This window comes from Acidiluteibacter sp., assembly GCF_055129545.1.
On record NZ_JBSRUB010000023.1, the window covers coordinates 160,180 to 186,859 of the forward strand.

Consider the following 26,680-nt stretch of genomic DNA (forward strand, 5'->3'; position numbering starts at 1 on the left):
CTTAGATTATTTAATAAACTTATAAATCGCTGTAAAAAAGAATTTTAGGGCGTAGGTTTATTATTCAAATCGACATTTCAATTCTACTTCTGGTTCTAAAAAGTAGGTAAAAACAATGCTTTGGTGATTAAATGGTTGTTCCAATTTAATTTCAAGAGGTATCGTTAATGAAGATTCATTCCTTTCCAACCAAATGGTATCATAGACGTGAACTTTCGTGTCGAGTAGGATAGCTGTATAGTTTTCCATTTCTAATGTGCTAAAATCTATTATTTTGTCCGGTAATGTTGACTGAATCGGATTAGATGAAATGGCTTCACGTACATTCAAAACAGTACCCAAATCAAATTCAGAATCAATTGAACTTTCAGAAGAATGGGTTAATAAAGAAAGGTTTATGATTACATTCTCAGGAATTAGGATAATTTCTTTATTGAATTGCGGCAGCAAATTGAACAGAATAGGGACATAACATTCTCGATAAAGCATCGCATCCAAGGTTTCACTGATTAGGATGTAAAATGATTCAGGATTAGGAACCTCAAAAGTTACCGCATCGGCTAAATAGATCTCTTGGATGTGGTCAGATAAATCCAAAGAATCAATCAACTTTTTAGCTGAATCAATGGAATTTTTATTGATTTCCAGCAAAGAAAATTGCACTTCAGAAGCTTGAAAAAGAGGCGCAACCAAAGTAAGTAAAGTAGCGTAAGGACCACATCCTGCATAGAAGATAGAGATTACTTCGTTCGGATTTGTCTTTTGCTTTTCACGGATAGCAAGCACTATCGCTTTTACAAACTTAACCGTTCTTTTGTAATCTAATAAGCACTGAGCAGCGTGGTTTAGTCCCAATGCTTTTCCTTTAGCAGCAGGAACAGCAGCCAAGAATTCTATTTTTGTCTCAAAACCTGATATTTCAGTAATGGGTTGAAAGTAAGCATGAATTTCATTGAGACTTTTTTCAGCTTCCGCTTGATTTATTGAGTCCTCTAGAACTGAATTTGTGAATTTTTGAATGGTGGTAAGTATTTTTTCTTGAATCATCAAAAGTTGGGGAGTTGGTGTTGTTTAGCTATTAAAAATTAGATAATTGATAGAGATTTACATTTATCTATACGGAGGTCCTGAAACCCAACCCACAATGGATTGGCGAGTGCCGTTAGTTATTGGAGTGACCCGATGAATAATGAACGAAGGAAAGATAACAATGGTTCCTTTTGCTCGTGGGGCTTTCACTATTTTCTGATTGATCATAAACTCAAGGTCGCCTCCTTCATAGTCATCATGATCTGATAATTGAATGGTCATGCTCAACTTTCGAGCAGAGATTTCTCCGTTGCCAAAATCCAAATGCCAATCGAAATAATCCCCTTCGGAATACCTTGTCAATTGCAATTCTTGATGAAAACCCAACAAATCGAAATAGTAGCGCTCGTTGTTGCAGTTGATTGCAAGTCCTGCTAGTTTGCTGTAGATCCATTCATTTTCTTGGTTATTCTCGATAAACATCACGGAGCTTTTTCGAAGCTCGTCGTCATATTCTTCTTCTCCGCTTACTGTGGCTTTTATCGTTTTTTCATCGTCCCAAAAGTTCAGGATTCGATCCACTTCATGCGGAAGAAACAGTCCTTGATAGTATACAAATTCTGCAAAGTTGTGTTTGAGTGGGAGTCCAAAAGAGTAGTTGGTAGACATGGTAAGTGATTTATATTAATTATTAATTCATAGTATTGACCGACAATCTTTTAATTTGACATTTTATTGGGTTATTTATTTCACTTTTTGGTGAGCAAAAAGTAAAGCAAAAAACTCAGCCCTTATCAAAATGAAAGAAAATATTCTAATTACCTAAGTTCAGTCGGATGATCTTCTCGGTCCACCTCGAAGCTTTCCGGTTTCTCTAAGGCAATTATTCTGATTTTCTTGCATTTTGCTAAATGGCAGTCCTACAATAAAAACATCCGGATTCATACAAAATGATTGAGATTATATATTCTGAATATCATTTATTTAATCATTCGTTTCAACATTACATAAAACTTTATTGAAATTTTATCGGACAGTAGTGACTAATTTATGGCTTTAAAAATAACAACTAAATCGCTAACTATCTTAATAATTGAAAGATTAACTTTTTCGATAGATGCTTCTTGGATAATCCGACATTCTAATTTGCTCTTTTTCCAACTCTGCTAATGCGTCTTTTGCAATCCATTTTGCTGATGGACTAACTTGTCCAACGGTTGATGATTCTAAGATCTCATAAGCTGTTGTTATTGCTCTTTTTTTGAGGTCAAGGTTTCGTTTGCCAATACTTCTCAATGCCCAATTAACGGCTTTTTTAACGTACAGCCGCTCATCGGTTGCTTCATGTTTTATAAGGGTAAAAAACTGCTCGAATGTTTCATTTTTAGCATTCTTATCTGCCATGCAGTAGGAAGCCAATGTGGCAAAGCTTGCTCTTTTCTCAAACTCACTTTCTAGCTTTGACCATTCCAGTATTTTGGGAACGGCATAGTTACTTTTAGAAAACAATCCCATGCAGAAGCTGTCACAGATTTCCCAGTTTTCGAACGATTTTACCCACTTTTCCATTAATGGTTCAGTCACATCTTTTGGGCGAAACATTTTGCTGCACAGCAACCGAGCTTCATAGATGACACTGTCAAAAAGCCTCAACGCCAAATCATTGTCTTTGCCTATGCTTTGGGCGATTACTTTTAAATCTTTGTGATAAATCCCCAACGAATTGTTTGAAATGATGCCAAATTTTTGCTCTTTGAAGATCACCTTGTCGGGGTTCTTCAATTCGTAAAGTCGATCAATTACTTGGGAGTAGGTCATATTGTTTATAATTGGGAATTTGGATTATTATTTAAGCTACTTTTCCATCGGTTCCGCCCAATCCGAGTTTCTTACAAACAATGTATACTGCGCATAAGGTTTTCCTTCATCGGTCATTTCCATTTTGTCAGTCACTGGCAACAATTGGATGGTTTGACTCAAACGTATGGTGTTAGAATAAGGACTATTGTCACTGTTCATTTTGATTAATGATTTATGATGCTCCGGTGTCATTCTTTTGAAATCACTAATACCGACGATGTACATAAAAAGCATGTTGTCAGCCGAAACAGGCATTTTAACGTAGTCACTTCCATCACTCATAAATTCAGGCAACTGATTGCTTGGCATCACCATATAACTGTCGTTCATCATGATGTTGATAGAGAGAATTTTGTCAGCTAACCCTAAGTCAGATTCTCTTATCTTGGAAGCCAATGGATGGTTGCCATTTATACGGTACTGAAACACATGATACAGACCAAAAAAGCCATATAATTTATGATCCTCTAAATTGCATTCTTTGTATAAGTGGCTAAAGTTCTGAAACAGTACTTCCTCTCGGTTTAGCTTTTCTAGAACATATTGTACATTAGATTTCAAGTGAGAAAGTAGAAATAAAGTGTCGGGGGATTGGCTGTATACAGCGCTTAGTTGCTCAATCTGATTTAAAAGCGCACCCATTTCATCGGTTTCAGAAGGTTCTAAAGTGTTTTCAGGAGCAAGTGACTGAATGTATTCTTGCAGTAACGAGCGATCTTGAATTTTGTCGATTCCGATAAATTCGAATTTATTGCCTTCTGACTGTTCTTGGTAATATTGGTGCAGTGAGAGGTATTTGTCAAAATAATCTTGGTTGTTTCTTCCTTGTATTACTACCCATTTGGCTAATACAGCACTTAGAATTTCCTCATCACCTGTTTTCAGAAAATCGTTGAGCAGCGTAGCCTGTACAAAATCCAATTCTGCCAAATAGTGGTTGACCTGGTGGTTTTGATGTAAATACTTGAAGAAGTCAACATCGAATTTTGAAGGCTCATCAAATCCGTGAATCTCACCGACTAAAATCATTTTTTTATCTGCTATGTCCTTTCCTATGGTTTCATAACTGAACGTTTCATCCAAATGGACAGTCTCGCTATTCGCAGTTAAATACTCAATATATTTGCCACCTGAAGCATATTCCCAAAGGTGAAATCCACCATACAGGATTCCAAAGAATAATAGTGTACCGATTAGTATTTTGAGTGACCATTTTAGAATTTTCCGAAACATTGAATCTACTTTTAGTGAAGCTTTGAGCTTGTCAAAACTGGATAGGTTTTAAAAGTAGTGAAGTTTCAAAGAATTGGCAAATGGAGTGGGAGAGGTATTCCGATTGGGAGTTTTTACTTCGTATGAGAAAAGGATTTCTTGTTTAACCTTTTTGAGAAATGGCTACTTTATTCGTAGCTACTGTTGTTGATAGTGTTCCGTCCCCTATAAATTTTTAAGAGTTTTCGAAGTATAGGAAGTGTTACATCATAGTCATCAAGCGGAAATTGGTGAATTACTCCGTCCATTTGAAATGATAAAAAAGCAGATCTTCTCTTTCCAATTCCTTTCATTTGAGCACTTTCATTTTTAATTTGGTTCCATTTATATAGGTGTTCGTCCACTATTATCCCATCATTACTTATAGTTAGAACTGGTAATAATTTTGAGAGTTTACTAAGTGGACGTATTGAAAAGAGAATTCCAATTCCAACGAAAATCCAACCGATGTATGATTTTTCAAATGTTAATGCGAAGTATGCTCCTGCAACAATGAATAAAATGTTCTGAAATAGTTTGGAATAAAGACTTGATTTTGAATGTTTGAAATCTGAAAACCTAGGAATACTGGAATCGTCTTTAAACTTCTTTGTTCGTTCTTCCTTAATTCTCTTTTCGAGTTCAATAATAATAGCCTTTTGTTTTGATGTTCGAATTTCGGTTTTTTCAAAAAAACTACCATCAGACCATATTAACCCACTTTCCACTGCTAATACTTTCAATTCAATAGGGTCATCTATTCTGCTAAATGCCCAAATTCGCCAATGTGTTATAGCGAAACTCCAATAGATCCATGCTACTAATGGTGAGAATAAAAACGATCCAGGTAAGAATACTAAAGGGTGGATTAGTTTTGTACTAGATAGAAAATAAAGTCCAACCGCCACAGCGAACATTATAATCATAACAGGGAAATTAACTAGCAGTTGGCCTCTTCTAATTGCTTTTCGGGGTGTGATTATCTCATTTGGCATATTAATGTCAACGGTTTGTTTGTGAGTGTAGTGTGTGAAAATAAGCTAATTTGTTTGGATTATCTAATTCTTTTAAATTTCCATATAATAGAAAGCCAACACCAATGAATAAAATGATGATGGTTCTTAAAAAATCAATATGAATCATTTTTTGATCCATCCGTTTTTTGTTTTTTATTACCACTAACCCTATTAATCCTAATGCCATCATCGACAATCCTACTGACAACATCATATACGCCCCAGGCCACCTTTGAATTGAAAAAAGAATTCCTGTAATAGCCATACTATATGACCAGTATATTAAACGAATTAACAATGAATCAAATTTACTTTCAACCTGATACCCTTTGTAAGACATTAAGGCATACACTAAGGACAAAATTGAAAATGCAACAATTATTAGCTGTGATCCTATTCCTAGATTCATACTTTTTAGCATCATTCCGATTAGTAGAATGAATAGAATTACAACCTCTAATTTGATAAGGTTGGGTTGAAATTTGACGGCATATTTTATCAATTGCTCTTCTAATCCACTCTTTTCTCTGTAGAAAAAACTCATGTTCTGTAGTAATTTAGGTATTTATTTAATAATTTAATTTAGAGTCAAATACAGTATGTCGTTAGCTATCGAAATTAGTCGGAGCCATCTACTCGATTGGTAGTAGGTTTTTTATTTTTCAATTTTTTATCCATTACAATAATATTTCTACTTCCAATTTGAAGTCTTTCAATCATATTCCACCCAAGTCTTTCATAAAGTCTTTCCGCTGTGTCTGTATATAAATAAAGTTGTTCAAGTCCTAATTCTTGTGAATAGTTTTGAAGGAAATCACAGATTAATGCTCCGTATCCTTTTTTCCTGTGCTCTGGGATTGTATAAATTAGTGCTAACCAATTCTTATGAATTTTATATCTGGGTTCTTTATCAAGTAATCCTACATGATTATAAATTCCGCCAGTGGTAATGGGCAATCCGTTATGTGTCATTAAAACCTGAAATTGGAATTTATCTTTCGTAATTTTCTTAAGATTCTCCATTGTCTTAGTGACTGGTATATTCCATTCATTCAGGTACCATTTGGCAATCAGTTCAAAATGTTCTGTATCGTTCGATTTAAGTATGATAAATTTTTTTTCCGACATTTCTGATTCATGTTTATACTTATTGTTTTTCAACCTACTGCCAACGCTTTGGCATTGAGTAGTAGCGTACCGATGGGTGCTATTGCTTATGGGTTTTATTGTGTGCTGCCTCCTTATTTGTATGACTTAATAATGTTATGATTAAATCATTTAAGGGAGTTTCTAAATTTTTTAATTTTCCTATTTTGGATATGATTTCATTTTTTGCTCCTAATTCAATTGGATTTCCATTTAATCGGTCTGTTAACATTGAACTCCCTTTTGTTTTTGGATAATTATAAAGCTTGGTCAACATTTTATTTTCAAAATCACTTTCAATTTTTGCTCCATCTGCTTGAGCTACTTTTATTCCTTCTTTTAAAATGTCAGTGAAAAGAATTCTAAGTTTTTCATTTTCAAATATCCAACAAGTCTCACCGCTTAAACAAAGTATCGAACCAAGAGCAGAACTTTCACAAACCTTTTTCCAACTTTCAGTTTTATAGTCAATCACTTGTTTGACTTTAGTTTCGGTATTTTGAAATAGTTTACTGAAATCATTTGCCAATTTACAGTCTTGAACTGTAATCACGGGACTTTTAAATACCTCATAGAATCCATCTTTAGCAGGTTGAGTAGGACAATCAATTGAACATTCTAAAATATTCTCCTTATCAGTAAAATTTAAAAAAGGATCTTTCAATCTTAGTCCATTTCTAATCACAGCTATTTTAGTTTGTGGATTGATTAGTTTTGAAATTGAATCAATTGCATCAGGATATTGGTGTTCTTTGATGCAGACCAATAGCCAATCTAAATAATCATTCTCGAAAGGCGGTATCTTTATTTGAATTGGGATTTCGTGCCTTTTTCTTTCGTTAATTAGTTTGATGCTATTTTTTAAAGTTCGACTATAATAGTGCAATCTGTTTGGTGTATTGTTTTTTTGAAGTTCGAATGCAACGACACTTCCAATTGCTCCTACTCCAAATACACCAATATGTTTTTTTCCACTATTCATTTAATTTGTCTGCCTTTATGAAAAAGTAATCTCCAATATCGTCTTTAAAAGAATCAATAATTTTAACTATTTTTTTAGAATTAATATCAGATTCTAATTGATTCCTATTTTGTCGTACTTACTCGTCATCTTCTTTTGGTTGCCTAGCGCCCAAATATGGTGCGTAGTGAGGTAAGTAAAGATACAATTTGCTTAAAACTAAATAGTAAAAATCGCAGAGCGATTTTGTACATTTTCTTTTTTTACAAAATTCGCTTGCGAATTTTACGGACTTTCAAAGAGCCACAAAAACGTCTTAACTTACTGACTCACTATGCACTATATTTAATGTTGTAAGCAGTTTTTTATTTATGATGATACTCAATATCATTCTCAGTTAATTCTGATCTACCCTTAACTTTGAAGGAAGTTTTTAGAATTTTCATTGAGTCTATATATCCAAGTTTTCCATTTTTGAGAATAAATGGAGCAAAGTAGAAATCTTTTTTCTTCTTGTCTTTCTGTGAATCAATAAACTGCGTGAAAAACATTCCTTCTTTAAACTTTAAGTTTTTCCAATAAATCATCTGAAAAACCATTGATTGTTGACTTTTTCCGTACTTTTTTAGTTGGGATTTTTTTTCAGAGCTCTGAAAAGCATCATTCAACCATTTTCTATTTTGGTTAGCATATATATAAGTTGTATAACTAATGTCACTCTCGTAAATGAAAGAAATGCATATATTATTTTCAGTGTCAATATCTTTATTTTGATTCCATTCTTTGAGGTAGGAGAAGAACTTAAAAGCATACTCTTCATCTTTATATGCTGGGCCAAAATAGTTTGGATATTCTTCATGTCCGGTTACATCATTATTGACAAGAAAATAACCATTGGTAAGCCATTGGTCATAATCAATTTCAAAATCTGGAAATGGCTGAACTATGATTATAGTATACTCAAAAAGAGTATTTTCTATTAGAGTCTGAATTGCTAATAAACTAAGAGAAACAATAATACCAACTAAGTATGGAAACACAAGAAAGCATAGAATGATTCCTAAAAATGTTAATATCCTTAGAGTCCACTTTACATGGTTTTCATATTTTTCATGGATAACAAGTTTTGGATAATATTTTCTCCATTCTAACCTAATCAAAGTCCTTGAGTCTACTCTCCAATTTCCAACTTTGACTTTCATGTTATTCTATTTTTTCATACTTCTCAGCACAACCTTCTTTACAGGGGTAGTAAACAAATAGCAAGTCATTCTTAAATTTATATGATACTTTGAAGTGTTCTTGACAACCCTGTAAGGTAATTTTATCTTCAATTTGAATTAATTGGCCATTTGTGGTTTTCATACTTTCTTTAGATAGCTTGCATAAATTACCGTTGGATTCAATAAATCCGTCTGATTTGATTTCTAAATATTTTTCAGATTTAACTTCGTGAAACTTTCCACTCCCGTCGCCTGGGTCAATCATAATTTCAATTAACTTCCACGTACCCTTAATATTCTTATCAAATGTTTGCGCATTCGATGATAAGATGAGTGCTGTAAAAAGTATTAAGGTTAGTAATAGTTTCATTCTTTCAATTGCTTACAACAACTGTATAAGTGCAATGGCACTTATATCTTTTATATAGTTATGATATTTATTTTAGTTTAAAAAGTTGTATCTATCTTAAAACTAGTAGTAAAAACATTTCCACCACGGCGGACACGTATTAGTCGTTTGTTGTCGTTTCCACCAAGGTGGACGCGTAAAAACGGATATATGTTTACTATCAATTCGTCAAATTGTATTTCCAAACCCGAAGATAATCTAAAAGTTTTAATAAATAGAGTAGGAGTGCTTAAAAACGAAAGGATTATATAAAAATATTAATCATTCTTTTCGATGTGGATGAACATTTCCCCGCTTTGGTGCATTTAAACACAATTGTGATCTAAATCTTCTTGGCAATCTTATAAATCACAGAAATTGAAATCAATAAAAGCGCTAGATAAGAGTAACCAATAATAGAGTCATTTGAATTAGAACTACCTATTAATAATGGAAAGTGTATCAGAGAAAGGGTTGCAAATATTCCGAAAAGACCTAAAGTGAATGCTTTGATTGGTAGTATTAATTTGTTCATATTTCAGTTTTTAGAAGTTGTTATTGAGTTTTCAATCAAATATAAGGGTTTTTTTAATGGTACAATTATCCAATTTTTACAGAAGTCATGGTCAATGAACCGGCGATGGGTTTGTCGTTGAATAGGTGAAGGTTCTCTTTTTCCTCTTTTAAGGCCAAAGCATAAATTAGTGGAAGGTAATGCTCTGGTGTGGGAATGGCCAACTCAAACGCTTTTCCTTGTGCTTTAAAGTTGATCAACTTTTCATGATCTCCGCTTAGGATATAACTTTTCATTTTCTCATTGGCTTCTTTGGCCCAATCGAATGCAAATTCTTCATTCATTTTATTCCATGCCACAAGGCCAAGGTTGTGAACCATGTTTCCACTGCCAATAATCAATACTCCTTTATGACGAAGTTTGCTCAATTGTTTTGCCAAATCATAATGGTATTTAGGCGATTGAGTGTAGTCAATACTCATTTGTATCACAGGAATGTCAACATTGGGATACAAATGTTTTATTACGCTCCAAGCACCATGATCCAATCCCCATTTATCGTCCAATCCAACTTCTGTAGAAGTAATTATCTTTTTGGTTTCCATGGCAAGTTCTGGACTACCAGGTGCAGGATATTGCACTTCAAATAGCGCTTGTGGGAAGCCTCCAAAGTCGTGAATGGTTTTAGGATGTTCCATGGCAGTAACGAAGGTGCCTTTGGTTTCCCAATGTGCCGAAATACATAAAATGGCCGTTGGTTTTTGTATCTCAGTTCCCAACTTTCGGAATGAACGGACAAATTCATTTTCTTCAATTGCATTCATCGGGCTGCCGTGTCCAAGGAAAAGTACAGGCATTTTTTCGGTGTTCATAAATGAATCAGCTAATTTACTCAAGGCATTTAGTTGCATAGATTTGGAAATTAATGGCAATAATGCCATGGTTTTGATGAAATCACTTCTTTTCATGAGAGAATGTTGAAAAAATCCGAATCATTAAAATTACTCGTTTTGAATGATAGAATGCATAAAACATAATCTAAAAAACCCACCCTTAGCATCGCTAAAGGCAGGTTTCGAGGTCATCAAAATTGTGTTACGTCGTTGTGTAGTTTGACAACCAATTATTGATTCATTTCTATGCTTGCTTTACAAATTGAGCATCTACAATCAGTTTCACTTTATCAGAAACGACGATGCTTCCCGCTTCAGTTACAGCGCTCCAAGTCAAGTTAAAATCCTTTCGGTTGATTTCTCCTTTGATTTCAAAACCTGCTTTAGTTTGACCATAAGGATCTTCTGCAATCCCATTAAACTCAACTTCTAGAGTAACTTTTTTGGTAACGTCTCTAATGGTCAAATCTCCTATCAATTCTTCACCATCAAAAGAAGTGGACTTAAAAGTCATCTCAGGGTATTTTTCTGAATTGAAAAAGTCATCCGATTGCAAGTGCGCATCTCTATCCTTATTTTTTGTATTTACAGAAGCTGTTTTTGCACTAAAGTTGATTTTTGCATTTTTGAAGCTATCGTCCGCAGCTTCAATTGAAGCATCAAACTCACCGAAATGTCCGGTTACTGTTGAAATCATCATGTGTTTTACTTTAAATGCTACTTCTGAATGCGTATCATCTATTTTCCAGTTGTTTGTTGAATTGCTCATGTGGTTTTATATTTTAGTGTTTGTAATTAATTATAAGCTCATTGGTACTTCCATCAGCAAAACGCGTGCATCCTCGGAAGCTTTAACTTGAATAGAAGTGGTGTCCCAAACTCCCATCCCGTCTCTTTTAGAGAGTTTCTCACCGTTGATTTCTACTTCCCCATCCAAGATAAAGGCATAAACTCCATTTCCTGATTTTTTAATTTTGTATTCGTCGGCATTTCCTTTTTTAAACTTCCCGATATGGAACCAAGCATCCTGATTGATCCAAACGCCTTGATCATCTTTATTGGGCGAAAGCACTTGATAGAATGTGTTTTCTTTTTCAATGTCTCTAATTGAAATCTGATCGTAACGCGGTGCTACATTTTTCGCTTTTGGGAAAACCCAGATTTGCAGAAATTTTACTGTTTTATCTGCATTCTTGTTGTATTCACTGTGGTAGATTCCGGTTCCTGCGCTCAACACTTGCACATCACCTTCTTTGATTACTGCCACATTTCCCATGCTGTCTTTGTGCTCTAAATCACCTTCCAAAGGAATAGAAATAATCTCCATATTGTCGTGTGGATGTGTTCCAAATCCCATTCCTGGGTTTACTTGGTCGTCGTTTAATACACGGAGCACTCCAAAATTCATTCGATCTGGGTTGTGGTAATTGGCAAAACTGAAAGAATGGTGAGAATCCAACCAACCGTGATTGGCATGTCCTCTTGTTGCTGCTTTGTGAATGACTGTATTCATCGTTTTATATTCTTTATTGGGTAAATGATTGAAGCCTACTTGCTCAATTAATTTATCATAAGTGGAACTGGATTTTGCTGTATTTTCTGCTTTTAGCAGTTGGGGAGCCATTGCTCCAATGACACCAGTCATTATCGACTTTTTAATAAATTCTTTGCGCTCCATAAGCCCTTGTTTTAATTGTTGAAACAAAGTTGAGACTATTTGAAAGCACCTGAAATATGAGAAATCGGGATAGACATATGAAAATCCGATGTGCTAGGCGATGTGTTCTTTATTTTTGAAATGAGAAGGGGAAAGGTCGGTACATTTTTTAAAGAAAGCACTGAAATTAGCGGGCTCGTTAAAGCCCAATTCAAAACCAATTTCTTTGTTGGATAAATCCGAAAAGAAAAGCAATCGTTTGGCTGCTGTGATGATTCGCGCTTGAATGTATTCCTTGGCTGTTTTGCCAATGCTCGATTTGATGATTCGATTTAAATGGTCGGGCGTAATGTGGAGCTGTTCTGCATAATAAGAGGTAGAATGTTCTTTTTTATACGATTCATTCACCAGTTGCTTAAACGCTTTTATAATGTGATTTCCAGTACTGTCAATGTTGGATTCTATTGGATTAATGGAACAAATATTATTGCATTCAATCAACAGTAACTTTAGAAACGCTCCAGTCGAAAGCGCCTTCATGTTGCTGTTGCCGTTGTACAAAGTGTAAATTTCATTGGCAAATCCAACTATTTTTTCAAACTGCTCTTTAGATGGCAAAAGGGGAGGGCTCTGTCCATAATTTTGGAACAGGTTCAAGCTTTCTATAAAGGACAATTGAATGGAATTTTCGATCAAAAACTGAGTCGAAAATGTCATGGCAAAACCAACCGATTGTTCGTGTTCAATCACTTGATGTACTTGACCTGGCGCCACAAAATAGATTTGTTGAGGCCCCATTTCATAAGCGTTAAAATCGATTTTATGAATCCCATTGGCTTTTTTGACTACCAATACGGTGTAAAAGTTATGGCGGTGTGGCTCGTCAACGCGTCCATTTCTTTTGAGGTAAATATCCTCCATTTTGGAAATGCTAAAACTGACAAACGCATCGTTCGGGTTGACTTTCTGGTATGTTTTAATCGGTTCCATTTACAATTTGAAAGGTAGTTTACTCCACCGAAAATTACACATGAAATTGTATTCATGCGAATCTATTTCTGTACTAACTAATAAAAAGAAGTTAGTGGAATGCTAACTTTTTTGAATTTGATCAGAATCCATTAATAGCGATAGACTATTGCATTTACATTCATACCGGCACCTACAGAAGCAATCAGCAATACATCGCCTTTTACAATTTGATGTCCTTCTAGTTTGTTTTTCACAATCAAGTCAAATAAAGTAGGAACGGTAGCGACTGAGCTATTTCCCAATTTATGAATGCTCATAGGCATAATGTCTTTCGGCATTTCCTTGTCGTAAAGTAAATAGAATCGTTTAATAATGGTTTCATCCATTTTTTCATTGGCCTGATGAATCAATACCTTACTAATGTCATCTATCCCCACACCGCTTTTGTCAACGGCTGTTTTCATCGCTAAAGGAACAGCATTGAGTGCAAACTCATATATTTTCCGGCCGTGCATTTTGATGTATTTCGTTTGCTGATTTTCTGAAGGGTTGTAAGAACTTCCATAGAATAAAAAATAGGCTTCATCGTGAGTAAACGACTGGTTGGCAGCACTCAATATTCCACTAGAACCTCCTTCACTTTTTTCTAAAATACAAGCTCCTGCACCATCTGAATAGATCATGGAGTCACGATCGTAGGGATCAACCACACGCGATAAAGTTTCCGTACCGATAATTAAGCATTTAGTGGCAATGCCTGCTTTAATAAAAGCATCGGCCTGAATTACTCCTTGCAGCCAACCAGGGCATCCAAAAATTAAATCATAAGCCACACAATTCGGATTCTTGATCTTTAAATTGAATTTAATCCTGGAAGCGATACTCGGCAACATATCGATTTGCGTATTGCCTGAATCAACATCTCCAAAATTCTGACCCACAATGATGTAATCGAGTTCTTCAGGATCTATTCCCGCGTCTTCTATTGCTTTTTGCGCTGCAATTGTTCCAATATCGCTAGACTTTAATTCATTAGAAACGTACCGTCGTTCTTCGATTCCAGTGATCCCTTGGAACTTTTTAATGACGATTTCATTTGATGTAGGTATTTTTAATTGACGCTCATCGTAAAAGTCTTGAGTTAAGAAGTCTTCATTTTTTTGAACTACCGTAGGAATATAGCTTCCTGTTCCTGAAATTTTATTTTGCATCGATTTGTTTTTTATAAAATTAAATGTAGTCCATTTTATGGGTTCGACGAATAACAATTGTACTATAATTTGTTAATCGCAATCAACCAATGAAAATGATGATGGGTCTAAACAAGCTCAGCTTTAGGTTTATTTGCGTTTATTTCAAACTGATTGGAAGTATTTTTTTCTCCTCCAGCTTTCATTGCTTTTTCTCCTGCAAAGAATGTTTTATGATCATCTCCCAAGTCTGAACCAGCCATGCGTTGATGCTTCACGCAAGAAACGCCTTTGCGGATTTCTTGTCGCTGAACGCCTTTTACATAAGCCAACATGCCCTCTTCAGCAAAATATCCAGCGGTTAAATCATTCATGTGAAGCGCCGTGGTATGGTAGGTTGGTAGCGTGATTAAATGATGAAAAATGCCAGCATCTTTAGCTCCATCTCTTTGAAACGTTCTAATTTTTTCATCTGCCAATTGGCACAATTCAGACCCATCGTATCGAACATCCATCAGGTTAGATTTATCATACATAGAAACATCTTTTCCTGAAGTGAACAGTTCTTCATAGGCTTGATTGCGGAAATTCAACGTCCAGTTAAAAGAAGGGGAGTTGTTGTACACCAATTTAGCATTTGGAACGACTTCCTTAATTCGGTTGACCATGTGCGCAATTTGCTTCACATTAGGCGTAGGTGTCTCAATCCACAATAAATCTGCTCCATTTTGAAGGCTGGTAATGCAATCTAAAACCACTCGGTCGATGTTGCTGCCGTCCTTAAATTTATACAATCCGTTTGGCAATCGAACAGGACGAACTAATTTTTCATCTCTTTTCAGTAAAACATCGTCTTCTAGTGCATCTTGAATAGCGATTTCTTCTGCTTCTACAAAAGCTAAATATTGTGCAGCCAAGTCTCCTGGATCTTGACTAACTGGTAATTTTTGAGTTAATCCAGCTCCTTCTGAGTCCGTTCTTGCTACGATTATTCCATCTTCAATTCCCAACTCTAAAAAGGCATACCTCACGGCATTTATTTTAGCAATAAAATCTTCGTGAGGCACCGTTACTTTGCCATCCTGATGACCGCATTGCTTGGCATCAGAAACTTGGTTTTCCAATTGAATGGCACAAGCTCCAGCTTGAATCATTTGTTTTGCTAATAAATACGTGGCTTCTTCATTTCCAAAACCTGCATCAATGTCTGCAATGATGGGAACTACATGCGTTTCAAAGTTGTCAATTTGATCCTGAACGTCCTCACCATTTTTCAATCTTCGAAATAAGTCATTTAATTCTATGGAATCAGCTTGACGCAAGAAATCATAAATCTCTTTGATCAAATCAGAAACGGCCGTTTTCTCGTGCATGGATTGATCGGGAAGTGGACCAAATTCAGAGCGCAAAGCAGCAACCATCCAACCAGAAAGGTAGAGGTATTTTTTATTGGTTGTTTGATGGTGCTTTTTTACTGCTATCATGTTTTGCTGTGCTACGAAACCATGCCAGCAACCTAAGGATTGGGTGTATTGAGTAGAGTCTGCATCGTAGTCTGCCATGTCTTTTCTTACAATGGTAGCCGTATATTTAGCAATGTCTAATCCGGTTTTAAACCGATTTTGAGCCATCATTCTGGCCGCATTCTCAGGATTTATGGTATTCCAAGAAGTACCGTATTTTTCTTTAAGTGTTCTTACTGCCTCTAAGGCGGAAGCGTAATTGCTTTGTGCTAAATTTTTCATAATTTCGTAAAACGTTATTGATTATTAATAATTAGATCCTGTCAATTGTTGCCGCAATTGCAGGATTGCTTTTTTTACAGGTATTTGTATGCCGGTAGCGTTAAAAATTCTTCAAACTCTTCTGACAGAACAAGCTTGTCAAAAATCTCAAAGGCCAACGTAAATCGGGTAGTGGGCATGTTTTTATCACCAACGATTGAAATGATTTTGTCCACTTCATCGTGATACAACTCCATGTATAGCTTCATGTTGAATCGTCTTCCATCATTTAGCTTTACCTCATTTCTAAGCCATTGCCACACTTGAGTTCGAGAAATTTCAGCAGTAGCTGCATCTTCCATTAAATGATAGAGCGCCACAGCACCGTAACCTCTCAGCCAAGCTTCGGTATATAAAATCCCGATGTTGATGTTTTTTCGGATACCTGCTTCGGTCACTGTTCCTTTTGGCAATTCTACTAAGTCTTGTTCTGTAATATGAATATCATCTCTAGAGACGTTTATTTGGTTGGGTGCGGGCATGTGCTTGTTAAATTCTTCCATTGCAACATCCACCAATGCCGGGTGAGCTACCCAGGTTCCATCATGACCATTCAATACTTCCCGCTCTTTATCTTTGCGCACCTTTTCTAACGCTGCAGAGTTGGCTGCTTCGTCGTTTTTAATGGGGATTTGTGCCGCCATTCCACCAATGGCCAAAATACCTCTTTTGTGACAACGCTGAATCACCAGTTTGGAATACGCATCCATAAAAGGAGTAGTCATGGTGACTTGATCTCGATCTGGAACGACAAAGTTGGGGTGATTCCTAAATTTTTTGATGTAAGAAAAGATGTAATCCCATCGGCCACAGTTTAATCCTACGATGTGGTCTTTCAGTTCGTAGATGATTTCATCCAATTGAAAACTAGCCGTAATGGTTTCTACTAAAACCGTGGCTTTGAAAGTGCCAATCGCTACATTCAAATATTCTTGTGCAAATTCAAACACCTCATTCCACCACCGAGCTTCCAAGTAATGTTCTAGTTTTGGCAAGTAAAAATATGGGGCTGTATTGTCGGCCAATAGTGTTTGAGTATTGTGGAATACATATAAGCCAAAATCGACCAAGCTACCAGAAGATTCTTCACCATCAATTAGCAGATGTCGTTCATTGAGGTGCAAGCCTCTCGGACGAACCATCAAGACAGCCGTTTCAGCATTCAATTGGTAACTTTTACCTTTTTTGGTATCTGTTAGTGAGATTATTTTTTTATTGGCATCCATTAGGTTTTGTTGACCTTCCATTGCGTTTTGCCAAGTTGGGGAGTTGCTGTCTTCTAAATCGGCCATAAAGGTTTTGGCGCCTGAGTTGAGTGCATTGATGATCATCTTTCGATCAATTGGGCCAGTTATTTCTACTCTTCTGTCTCGAAGATCAGTAGGAATATTTTTAGCGGTCCAATCACTTTCTCTAATGTGTTTCGTTTCTCTTGGAAACTCAGGATACTTTCCGGTATCAAAAACCTGTTGTTGGTGGTCGCGCCTTTCCAGCAATTTTAAACGATCTCCGTTAAACTTAATGTGCAAGGCCGTTAGAAATGCCAATGCATCATCCGTTAGAATTTCTGGGTACTTGTTTTTAACCTTCTTAGAAAAATTAATTGTTGAACGATTTAAAAGTGTTGAATCCATCTGATGTAATTTTTGTTTCAACAATATTAAATCAAAAAAGTAATAAATCCTAGCGAACGTTCGTTAAATATACATTTTCGCAAAATAAATAGATTCGCAAAAAAGCTTATATTTGATTTTATGCAGGAAGATTACATTAAAATTATTTTTGGCTTGAAGCTAAAGCAGATAAGGACTGAGAAGAATTTATCATTATTCGGATTGTCTAAATTATCCGGTTTGTCAAAGTCATATTTGAATGAAATAGAAAATGGAAAAAAATATCCAAAACCTGATAAAATTTCAATTCTCTCCGAGAAATTAGATGTTCCTTACGACCAAATGGTCTCTCTGAAATTGGATAAAAACTTAGCACCCATTGGCGATTTATTGCAATCTAAAATTTTGAAGGAGATTCCTCTGGATCTTTTCGGAATTAAAGAAAGCACCCTGATTGATATTGTAGCCAATGCACCAGCCAAGGTGAATGCCTTTATCAGTACGGTCATCGAAATTGCTCAAAACTATAGTTTTAGTCGAGAAAGTTTTTTCTTGGCTTCTGTGCGATCGTTTCAGCAAGCCAATAACAACTATTTTGACGAATTAGAACAGCAAGTATTAAAGTTTGTAGAAGCTTATCAAATCGATCTGAATCAACCCATTACTTCAACAGAATTGGAAGAAATTTTAGTGGAAGAATACGGCTATACGATACAAGCCAATGAGTTGGATAAGTACGAAGCACTGGGAAACTTGCGAACGGTTTTCATTCCGAAAACCAAAACACTTTTATTGTCTAACGAAATAGATGAAGCTCAATGCACGTTTATTTATGCCAAAGAAATTGCTTATAATTTTCTGAATATCACAGATCGCCTGTATACGTTTCCTTGGATCAAGTTTGACTCTTTTGATCAGGTATTGAATAACTTTTATGCGTCCTATTTTTCAGGAGCGTTGATTCTTTCAAAAGCTAAGGTGACGAAACAATTAATAGAAATCTTTGAAAAGGAAACCTTCGATACTGCCTTGTTCTTAAAGGCAATCAATGATTTTAATGCCTCTCCAGAATCATTTTATCAGCGATTGACCAATATTTTGCCAAAAGAGTTTAATATACAGAATCTTTATTTTTTGAGGTTTACGCATGAGGCAGGAAGCGATGTTTATAATTTAAAGAAAGAGCTGCATTTGTCGCACCAGCATTCTCCACACGCCAATGAAACCAATGAATATTACTGCAGACGTTGGGTTTCGTTGCAAGTATTGAACGAAATCAGTAAAAGCAAAAAGGAGCACGTATTTGATATTCAAATCTTGAATTACAAAAGCGATGGAATGAAATACCTGGTGCTTTCATCGGCCACTAAAGATCCATTTAAAGAAAACCACTACCGAAGCATCAGTATTGGGTTGCTAATCAATAAACAACTTCAGCGCAAGCTGAACTTTTTGGGCGATGAGAAAATTGTGACGCAAGATGTAGGTGTGACCTGTCAGCGATGTGCCGTTAAAAATTGTGAGGTCAGAAAAGCGCCGGCTATTTTGTTGGATGAGTCAGCCAAGAACAAAAAGATCGAACAAATTGTTGAGGAGCTGAATGGTAAGTTTGGGTAACCTTGGGGTAAGACTTTACCTGGTTTGTATCTTTAAGATACATGATTTACTTTTCTTTCAATCCGCTTGCGAATTATACGGAGTATCAAATAATAAGAAATCCAATATATAACAAGTAACACCGCATCCAACTTTAAAATTAATTTTCTTGATTTAAAATTCAGGATATAGTTTTAAAATCTCATTAACTATAGGTTGCTTGAAATTCGATTGATAATGTCTATAACCTTCTTGATTAATGTTTTGAAAACTTAACCTTGCCCGGTATTTGTCGCCATAAGGAAGAGTCGTATCTTCATTTATTAAGATATATGAATGTTCAACAGTGTTTGTAAATAGCACTGAACTTTCGTAAACCACAGATCGCCCTATTTGCTATATGCCGAGTTAGTCACTGATTATTCTTTTGTTTTTTAAGTGCATTATAAATAACTTCCTTAAGTGATCTACGAAATAGTTTCTCGAACTTTTTATAAGTGGCATCCATTGATCTTCTATAAAAATCACCCGATTCAATTACTTCTGTTTTGTCTCCGTTGATTTCTATGACTAATTTTAATTTAATAGCAACTAATTCTTGTTCTGTAGAGAACGTTGCTGAAAACTCTTTTCTTGCTTCTATAATTGATACGGTTATTCTTGAAGTCTTCTCAGAAGTATTATCTAAGTTTTCTTTGATAGTATTTATTATGATGTCTCTATATGCTTCTTTTAATTTTGGATGAAAGTCATAAAGTTGGCCGGGGCGCGAGACTAATGGTAATTTTATATCATCTTCTTGCGAAATAGTGTTCCGTTCATCAATTATTGAAATATTATCGGACTTAAAATCTAAATTCAACTTGGAGTAATCGTCACTTCTAGTTGTAAATTTTGATGATTTACAAGAAAAAAATGTAATAGAGATTAAAATTAAAGTTAGTGTCTTAAGATTCATGATTTTTTATTTGTTGCAATATATAGTTATTGTATTTTTAGTGTAAAAATTTTTGTCTAATTCAAATCTAGTTATAAAAACGTTTCCTCCGCGGCGGACAAGTCGTTTTCATTTCCTCCTCAGCAGAGGCGTAAAAACGGATAAATCACCATTTTTATTTTCTTTTTTCCAACCCCAAAGATAATCCAAAGAATAGAGCGCATAAAATTAGAAAGTTATACGGATTTTACTGCATTTTACTTGAAATAACTAGCAGTACATTGGATTTCTAATCCTTTTAAAGAGAGTGAAATCTAAAATGGCGTGGTGCAACCGCCATCCAATTCGATAAGGAATCCAGATGAAAAAGTGGTTGAACTCAAATGCTGAGAACTTTTTCGATTATAACCAATAGCTAGTATAGCCAATAATTTTATTTTTGGTCTGTAATTTTACTGGGATTAGTTAGAAATACATAAGCAAAACATACAGCAAGAATGGTATACAAAACGGTTAGTGAAATTACAATCGCTGCATGTGCTTGTATACCAAATGATAATTTAATTAAAGTAATTGCTCCAACACAAAAATGCATAAAATTGCCAATCGCAATAGGTCTATTGTAAATCCCTCCAATTAACGATCCTTTAGCCATCCAATTCATAATTCCAAACCCCAGATAGAGCGCACCCAATAGTTGAAATAGAAGCGTTAAAATCGGTTGGGAGTCGATGTTTAAAAACTCCACTATTTCTTTTGGTAAAAAGGAAAATCCAATCCCAATCAATCCTAAAAAAATCGCACTTATTGATAGTAAAATTTTTGTATTCAAATTATAGGCTTTATTTATTGTTCTGTTAAATGCTATTTTAAATCAAAGTTAGTCACAAATAATTTCCTGCAAGTGGATAAAAGAGATTCTCCCTAAATCTGTTCGTCATGAGTTATATTCATAGAATTGACTCATTAATAATTAACCCGAAGATAAGCGAAAAAAAGGGACAATAGAGTGGCAGTGCTTATGGATTAAACCATTGTGTTTCTTTAAATAATTTACTTGTGCATGGGCAATGTACACGCTATCAATTATTTTCTAATATTAGTTCGGTTAATCTGTCAGCCAATTGTTCAGCTTGCTGCCGCAGCTCATTGATTGCAGTACTTTCCCATAACTCTCCCCTTAAATTTGAACCAATCGTAAATAAGTTGTTGTGCGGCTTTTCATTATCATCCAACACTTGGTAGGTGTTTGTATTGGCACGGATGCCTAATTTTAACTGATCTTGAATCAATATGCCTTTTTTAAGGCAGCCATTTAGAAAATGATCATTGAGTTTCAATAGATCGGTTTCAGGTCCTGTGCAATTGATTACTCGTGAAACGTGAATGGTTTTCAATGCATTGTCCTTTTTATCCAAATATTCCACTGCAATTGATTGTGCGTCTTCCTTGAGGTTAATTAATTTACCTGACTCTATTTTTAGACTCCCATTGATGCGTAATTCTTGGATTTTATCGTAAGAATGAAGTGGAATTCGATGCCTTGCTACACCCCATAAATGGCGTAATCGAGACAAGAAAATTTTCTTTTCCTGATCTGAAAAGGATTTCCAAATTTGCTGGGTATATGGACGCAATGAATCAATCACCGGTTCTGCAGAAACTCCATATTCTCGAACTGTTTTGATGTGTTTATTGACCAAATGAACCAATTGCAACAAAGTGATAGTATCCAATTGCAACTCTTCAATTAATTTCGAATACTTTAAGCCGCTATGTCGATGGGGTAGAATATTGAATCCATTGGGAGAGATGGAATAAATCGTTCCTTTGAATCCGTTTTCGATCAATCCAAAAACGGTATCTACCATTGTTAGTCCATTGCCTATAATCAGAAGAGGTAGGCTTTCTTGAACATCAAGCACCGATTCAATTTTCCATGGATTTTGAAAATATTTTGAACTGTTGTAAAAATCGGGGTTTTTTATTCTCGGATTTCTTGGCAATTGATTGCCTGTTGCTAATACACAGTAATCCAAGTTTAATTTAGCATTATTGTTCAGCAATAGGTCTACTGTGCGCTCCTCGACATTTAGTTCGCTCACCATTTGGTGAATAATGACTAATTTGATCTGCTTTTCTTTCGCTCTTCTTTTTGCCTTTTTCCACACCTCACTCAAGTATTCTCCATACAGTCTTCTAGAAAGAAATGAGTTCGAAATTAAGGTTCGATCCGTTGTGCAATAGGGCGCTTTTTGCATGACCCAATTCAAGAAGTGATCGGGCTCATTTGGAAATGCACTCATTTTGCCAGTGGTAACATTTAGTATGTGTTTGTCGGAATAGGGGGTATAGGCAATGCCTCTATTCAGGTTTATACCTTGGTTTATGATAACAATCTCACACGGTTGATTGATCTTATTTATGAGGTTTACTGCGGTCATTGCACCTGAAAACCCACCTCCAATGATTCCAATTTTTTTCATCAGCTTATCCATTAATTGGGACAAATATAAAAATAAATCTATTATGCCTACCAATTTAGTAGGCATTAAAATTGTAATTGATAAAAGAACTTAATAATCATTAAGTTAAAATGCTTTTATTAACGGTTAATCATTTGGTTCGATGTGGATGAGCACATGCCCAAGGTGGGGCAATTGACTCCGCAAATAATCTTTTAAGCGGTGAGCAATGTCATGTCCTTCTTTTACTGTGATTTTTCCATCCACTATGGCGTGTAAATCGACGTGGTATTTCATTCCAGCTTTCCGAATAAAACACTTTTCTGTATCGATTACACCTGTCACTTCAACAGACTTTTCGCGAATGAGTAGGATTAAATCATCGTACAATTGCTCGTCCATTATTTCGCCAAAAGCAGGCCGAATAATCAAGTAACTGTTGTACAAAATAAAGGCAGAAGCAAATAGGGCTGCCCAATCATCAGCGGATTCATATCCCGGTCCCAAATAAATGGCAATGGATATTCCGATGAATGCCATTACTGAGGTGATCGCATCGCTTCTGTGGTGCCAAGCGTCCGCTTTTAGAGAAGAACTATTGGTTTGTTTGCTTTTCTTGATTACAAATTGAAAAGAGATTTCTTTCCAAATAATGATGCCTCCTAAAACGAGGAGTGTCCACGATTTTGGCGATTCGTGCGGTGTCTGAATGTTTTGAATACTTTCAACTGCTATAATGGTTGCCGAAATCACTAAAAACGCCACCACGGCAAAGGTTATTAGCGGTTCAATTTTTCCATGCCCGTAAGGATGATTTTCGTCCGCCGGCCGTTTGGCATATTTGAAACCAAAGAGCACCAAAATAGAGGCAAAAATATCAGTGGTAGATTCAATGGCATCAGCAATCAAAGCATACGAATTTCCAAAAAATCCTGCCACCCCTTTTATTAATGCTAAGGAGGTGTTTCCTGCTATACTGAAGTAGGTGGTTCGGATGGCTGTTTGTTCGTTGGACAATCTCTAGGTATTAGTTTTTTTCAAAAGTAAGGTAATCGGTTCCACCATTTCCACCGCTAATATCTATCAATTCAATTTTTGTTGATGAATTAGAAATAAAATCCCAATCGTCGTTTAGTTCTTCAAAATCATTGGTCAGGTTGAAATAGATGTTGAAATCTAAATCATCTTGGCTATCATCATTACTATTGCTATCAGTGATGCTCCAAGTACCGTCGAAGTTATTGGTTCCATTGTTAGCATTCAAAACACCTGAACCTTTAAAGGTAAAGTTGTAACCTGTGAAATGTGTTATTTCATCTTTTCCCGAGTCTATAAACTTAGTAATTCTCCAAGTACCACTTTGAATATTACTCAACATTGAAGTTTGAATATTGGTAGTTGGTTTATCATCATCTTTCTTGCAAGAAGTTATGGTTAAAAGACTTAATAAAATAATTAAAACAATGGATAGATTTATTTTACTTGTGTACATGATATTTTTTTTAATGATAAAAGGATTTTAAATTTGAGAATGATTGCTTGATATAAATTACAATTGCTCAACAGCTTCTATTTAAGTAGTTTATTTTTATCGTATTGCTTAATAGGTATTTAATTTAATTGAATGTTTGATTTTACAAAAATACTTCTTTTTAACTCTTTACTATAAACTAGAACTAATCTAACCTTTGAAATTCAAATGGAATTTCAAATTCTGTATTGGCAACGGTTGCGTTAATTTTGTTGCCATTTCTCCAATATCTGATTGTATTTGGAAAATCAATCTCATTGTTGACGAAGGTGAATTCGTTGGCAGTAAGGTTGGTCAATTGAAAAGAAACTGCTCCGCTGTCTTCTGGCACTTCAACTGTCAAAGTCCAAGTTTCGTTGGCATTGGTTATTTCCATCCATTCCTGTTTCACGGTGTCTTCATTTTGCATGGTAAAGCCAATCCCAGTATAGCTAGTTGAACTAATTTTTTCCCAATTTTCATAGGTTTGTTTGCCTTCTTCTTCGTTCAGTCGTTCCCATTGCCCGATCAGCCAATCAAAGTTTGGAGCCTGTTCGATTTCTTCCGTAGTTTCTAAAATAGCTTCTTGTTTCAATTCTGGAGTGGTAGATTGACATGAAAAAAAGAGAATTCCGATAAAAAGGATGCAAAATTTATTCATTACAAAAGAGTTTAGGGAGTTTTTTTAGCTGTTCAATAGGTGTATAAATTGTTCAGGAAGAATGACTTTTGTGATGGATGCGTTTTTCCATTACTTTTGATGTCGCTCCATAATATTTTTGATAAAATTCCTTTCGTCAAGTTTTTTTTGGATTAAAATTAATAAGGATAAAGGAGTAACAATTGGAAACTTTTTATTTTTTTCAAATGTAAGTTAATCAATGCTGCCTGAATTGAATATTTCGCAATTGAATACAATAAGATTAAAAAAGGAGAGTAGTGCAACTCTCCTTTTTTACTTTATTTCTAATCAGCTTACGCTGTCAGTTCTAATGTTTTTAGTACTGAAACAACGTCCACTATTTCTGCTTTATGTTCAGCAAGTTTAGTGGCCAATGGATGATTTTTTAATTCATTCACTGCATTCTGGTAATCTTCCATCGCAGTAGACTGTCCTCTTTCACATTCTTCAATCAATGCTTCATCGGTATTATTAGCTACTGCAGCTTTTACACTCAACCAACCTCTATGCAAGTCGCCTTCTAGAGACGTGCCTTTGTCAATATCGCCACCTAAGTGCGTGATTTCTTTTTTTAATTCATGCCCAAATTTGTTGTGCATTCTACTGTTCTTTTCAAAGTAGTTTTTCAATACTGCATTATCCGTTTTTTCAGCAACTAGCTGAAATCCTTTTTCTGCATCATAATTTCTACTTAATAAGCTATTTAATGTTTTTACAGTTTCCATAATTTCTATTTTTTGATGAGTAAATTTCTTTTCGTTTTGCATTTTTGCTTATGCCGATTCCGCCATTTGAGCGTGCTTTCCTTCAGCAATTTCTTCTACTATTTTTTTACAGAAAGCTGGCAAATCATTGGGCGTTCTGGAGGTTGTTAGTCCTTCGTCTACTACCACTTCTTCATCTACCCAGTTGGCGCCCGCATTAATCATATCTGTTTTGATGCTTGAGAATGAAGTCACTTTACGACCTTTCAATACTCCAGCTTCTGCCAGCATCCATGGACCATGGCAAATGGCTGACACAGGTTTCTTTTGCTCCACGAAACTTCTCACAAAATCGATCGCTTTGCTGTTTCTTCTCAATTTGTCTGGGTTGATTACACCACCCGGTAAGATCAAGGAATCATAATCTGAGGCAGAAACCTCGTCAATGGTTTTGTCCGTTTGAAATTCGCTGCCCCAATTTCCATCGTTCCAAGATTTGATTGGACCTTGGATTAAACTAATTACATGAACTTTTGCACCAGCTGTTTCTACTGCTTTTTTTGGTTCTGTAAATTCAGATTGTTCAAATCCATCTGTTACTAAGATTGCTACTTTTTTATCGCTTAAATTTTTCATTTTGTTTTCGTTTTTTAGTTTCCATTGTTAGTGAAAAGAGTGTTCCAAAACGAAAATTGAAGGATAGAGCCCTATTTTTTGCAAAAACCTGTTGAAACTCCTGCACAAGGTGTAGAAATTAAGAGAATGTAAACGATGGCCTTTATAGAGTAATAATGGAAGATAGGGGTAAGTAGGCGCTTTCTTACTCGAATAATAGGGTATTGGGGTAATTAAATAGGATAATCACTTATCGGTGTTGATCAATCAAAATAACGTTTCCGTCGGGGTCGACTACTGAAAAACTAGCTGGTCCGGATGTCGTTGGATCCACTTCCTTAGAAATGGCTATATTTTTTTGTTTTAGTTTTTCTTGAATGGTTCTGATGTCATCAAATTCTTCTAAACTTTGAGCATTTTCATCCCAACCTGGATTAAAGGTCAATAAGTTGTTTTCAAACATCCCTTGAAATAAACCGATCAGTGTGCTGCCGTTTTTTAGAATCAAATAATTGTGTTCGATGTCTCCTCCAAAAACTGAAAATCCTAAGTTTTCGTAAAATGCTTTTGAGGCGTGTATGTCTTTTACGCTAATGCTTACTGAGAATGCTCCTAATTTCATGATTGTGTTATTTTAATGAACGGATTAGCAATCAACAACAGCGATCGGATTT

Annotated in this window: 28 protein-coding genes; 1 reads left to right on the forward strand and 27 read right to left on the reverse strand. The window is 35.4% G+C overall.

Annotation, left to right across the window (positions count from 1 at the left end):
* Positions 1–60: 60 nt before the first annotated feature.
* From ACTB0X_RS11450 to aceB, 18 genes are all read right to left on the reverse strand, one after another.
* Positions 61–1,047 carry an SAM-dependent methyltransferase gene (locus ACTB0X_RS11450; RefSeq protein ID WP_463025161.1) on the reverse strand — a complete coding sequence of 329 codons (987 nt, stop codon included), beginning with the start codon at positions 1,045–1,047 and terminating at the stop codon, positions 61–63.
* 63 nt (positions 1,048–1,110) lie between these two features.
* Positions 1,111–1,698 (reverse strand): 2OG-Fe(II) oxygenase family protein, encoded by a 588-nt coding sequence (locus ACTB0X_RS11455; RefSeq protein ID WP_463025162.1) that lies wholly within the window; start codon positions 1,696–1,698, stop codon positions 1,111–1,113.
* A gap of 432 nt (positions 1,699–2,130) precedes the next feature.
* Positions 2,131–2,847 carry a DNA alkylation repair protein gene (locus ACTB0X_RS11460; protein ID WP_463025163.1) on the reverse strand — a complete coding sequence of 239 codons (717 nt, stop codon included), beginning with the start codon at positions 2,845–2,847 and terminating at the stop codon, positions 2,131–2,133.
* A gap of 36 nt (positions 2,848–2,883) precedes the next feature.
* Positions 2,884–4,122 (reverse strand): TraB/GumN family protein, encoded by a 1,239-nt coding sequence (locus ACTB0X_RS11465; RefSeq protein WP_463025164.1) that lies wholly within the window; start codon positions 4,120–4,122, stop codon positions 2,884–2,886.
* Between the two features lie 167 nt (positions 4,123–4,289).
* Positions 4,290–5,066 (reverse strand): hypothetical protein, encoded by a 777-nt coding sequence (locus ACTB0X_RS11470; RefSeq protein WP_463025165.1) that lies wholly within the window; start codon positions 5,064–5,066, stop codon positions 4,290–4,292.
* Between the two features lie 76 nt (positions 5,067–5,142).
* Entirely contained in the window at positions 5,143–5,700 is a 558-nt protein-coding gene (locus tag ACTB0X_RS11475; RefSeq protein ID WP_463025166.1) for a hypothetical protein, read from the reverse strand.
* Positions 5,701–5,774: 74 nt separating this feature from the next.
* Positions 5,775–6,284: a GNAT family N-acetyltransferase gene (locus ACTB0X_RS11480; protein ID WP_463025167.1), complete on the reverse strand. Its 510-nt coding sequence runs from the start codon at positions 6,282–6,284 to the stop codon at positions 5,775–5,777.
* A gap of 79 nt (positions 6,285–6,363) precedes the next feature.
* Entirely contained in the window at positions 6,364–7,284 is a 921-nt protein-coding gene (locus ACTB0X_RS11485; protein ID WP_463025168.1) for a ketopantoate reductase C-terminal domain-containing protein, read from the reverse strand.
* A gap of 344 nt (positions 7,285–7,628) precedes the next feature.
* Positions 7,629–8,465: a hypothetical protein gene (locus tag ACTB0X_RS11490; protein ID WP_463025169.1), complete on the reverse strand. Its 837-nt coding sequence runs from the start codon at positions 8,463–8,465 to the stop codon at positions 7,629–7,631.
* Position 8,466: 1 nt separating this feature from the next.
* Positions 8,467–8,856 carry a hypothetical protein gene (locus tag ACTB0X_RS11495; protein ID WP_463025170.1) on the reverse strand — a complete coding sequence of 130 codons (390 nt, stop codon included), beginning with the start codon at positions 8,854–8,856 and terminating at the stop codon, positions 8,467–8,469.
* A gap of 361 nt (positions 8,857–9,217) precedes the next feature.
* Positions 9,218–9,409 (reverse strand): hypothetical protein, encoded by a 192-nt coding sequence (locus tag ACTB0X_RS11500; RefSeq protein WP_463025171.1) that lies wholly within the window; start codon positions 9,407–9,409, stop codon positions 9,218–9,220.
* A 65-nt stretch (positions 9,410–9,474) separates the two neighbouring features.
* The gene (gene ygiD / locus ACTB0X_RS11505) at positions 9,475–10,299 is read right to left on the reverse strand and encodes a 4,5-DOPA-extradiol-dioxygenase (RefSeq protein WP_463025212.1); all 825 of its coding nucleotides are present in this window, start codon (positions 10,297–10,299) and stop codon (positions 9,475–9,477) included.
* Between the two features lie 226 nt (positions 10,300–10,525).
* Positions 10,526–11,050 carry a YceI family protein gene (locus ACTB0X_RS11510; RefSeq protein ID WP_463025172.1) on the reverse strand — a complete coding sequence of 175 codons (525 nt, stop codon included), beginning with the start codon at positions 11,048–11,050 and terminating at the stop codon, positions 10,526–10,528.
* Between the two features lie 30 nt (positions 11,051–11,080).
* On the reverse strand, positions 11,081–11,794 hold the full coding sequence (locus ACTB0X_RS11515; RefSeq protein WP_463025213.1) for a pirin family protein: 714 nt from the start codon (positions 11,792–11,794) through the stop codon (positions 11,081–11,083).
* 258 nt (positions 11,795–12,052) lie between these two features.
* Positions 12,053–12,928 carry an AraC family transcriptional regulator gene (locus ACTB0X_RS11520; RefSeq protein ID WP_463025173.1) on the reverse strand — a complete coding sequence of 292 codons (876 nt, stop codon included), beginning with the start codon at positions 12,926–12,928 and terminating at the stop codon, positions 12,053–12,055.
* 131 nt (positions 12,929–13,059) lie between these two features.
* Positions 13,060–14,121, reverse strand: a complete 1,062-nt coding sequence (locus ACTB0X_RS11525) for a 3-oxoacyl-ACP synthase III family protein (protein WP_463025174.1) — start codon at positions 14,119–14,121, stop codon at positions 13,060–13,062.
* Positions 14,122–14,228: 107 nt separating this feature from the next.
* Entirely contained in the window at positions 14,229–15,845 is a 1,617-nt protein-coding gene (locus ACTB0X_RS11530) for an isocitrate lyase (RefSeq protein WP_463025175.1), read from the reverse strand.
* 74 nt (positions 15,846–15,919) lie between these two features.
* Positions 15,920–17,518 (reverse strand): malate synthase A, encoded by a 1,599-nt coding sequence (gene aceB / locus ACTB0X_RS11535; RefSeq protein ID WP_463025176.1) that lies wholly within the window; start codon positions 17,516–17,518, stop codon positions 15,920–15,922.
* A gap of 120 nt (positions 17,519–17,638) precedes the next feature.
* Between aceB and ACTB0X_RS11540 the strand changes: the two genes are divergently transcribed.
* Positions 17,639–19,114, forward strand: coding sequence for a helix-turn-helix domain-containing protein (locus ACTB0X_RS11540; RefSeq protein WP_463025177.1), 1,476 nt, complete (start codon positions 17,639–17,641; stop codon positions 19,112–19,114).
* A gap of 391 nt (positions 19,115–19,505) precedes the next feature.
* Here ACTB0X_RS11540 and ACTB0X_RS11545 read toward each other — a convergent pair whose 3' ends face one another.
* From ACTB0X_RS11545 to ACTB0X_RS11585, 9 genes are all read right to left on the reverse strand, one after another.
* Positions 19,506–20,051 carry an SRPBCC family protein gene (locus tag ACTB0X_RS11545; protein WP_463025178.1) on the reverse strand — a complete coding sequence of 182 codons (546 nt, stop codon included), beginning with the start codon at positions 20,049–20,051 and terminating at the stop codon, positions 19,506–19,508.
* Positions 20,052–20,463: 412 nt separating this feature from the next.
* The gene (locus ACTB0X_RS11550) at positions 20,464–20,862 is read right to left on the reverse strand and encodes a hypothetical protein (RefSeq protein ID WP_463025179.1); all 399 of its coding nucleotides are present in this window, start codon (positions 20,860–20,862) and stop codon (positions 20,464–20,466) included.
* Between the two features lie 250 nt (positions 20,863–21,112).
* The gene (locus tag ACTB0X_RS11555) at positions 21,113–22,516 is read right to left on the reverse strand and encodes an FAD/NAD(P)-binding protein (RefSeq protein WP_463025180.1); all 1,404 of its coding nucleotides are present in this window, start codon (positions 22,514–22,516) and stop codon (positions 21,113–21,115) included.
* Positions 22,517–22,642: 126 nt separating this feature from the next.
* Positions 22,643–23,512, reverse strand: a complete 870-nt coding sequence (locus ACTB0X_RS11560) for a cation diffusion facilitator family transporter (RefSeq protein ID WP_463025181.1) — start codon at positions 23,510–23,512, stop codon at positions 22,643–22,645.
* A 10-nt stretch (positions 23,513–23,522) separates the two neighbouring features.
* On the reverse strand, positions 23,523–23,987 hold the full coding sequence (locus ACTB0X_RS11565) for a hypothetical protein (protein WP_463025182.1): 465 nt from the start codon (positions 23,985–23,987) through the stop codon (positions 23,523–23,525).
* Positions 23,988–24,171: 184 nt separating this feature from the next.
* Positions 24,172–24,666, reverse strand: coding sequence for a DUF6265 family protein (locus ACTB0X_RS11570; protein ID WP_463025183.1), 495 nt, complete (start codon positions 24,664–24,666; stop codon positions 24,172–24,174).
* A 314-nt stretch (positions 24,667–24,980) separates the two neighbouring features.
* Complete coding sequence (locus ACTB0X_RS11575; RefSeq protein WP_463025184.1) at positions 24,981–25,412, reverse strand: ferritin-like domain-containing protein; 432 nt, start codon at positions 25,410–25,412, stop codon at positions 24,981–24,983.
* Between the two features lie 48 nt (positions 25,413–25,460).
* On the reverse strand, positions 25,461–26,027 hold the full coding sequence (locus ACTB0X_RS11580; RefSeq protein ID WP_463025185.1) for a type 1 glutamine amidotransferase domain-containing protein: 567 nt from the start codon (positions 26,025–26,027) through the stop codon (positions 25,461–25,463).
* A gap of 229 nt (positions 26,028–26,256) precedes the next feature.
* Positions 26,257–26,628: a VOC family protein gene (locus tag ACTB0X_RS11585; protein WP_463025186.1), complete on the reverse strand. Its 372-nt coding sequence runs from the start codon at positions 26,626–26,628 to the stop codon at positions 26,257–26,259.
* Positions 26,629–26,680: the final 52 nt, after the last annotated feature.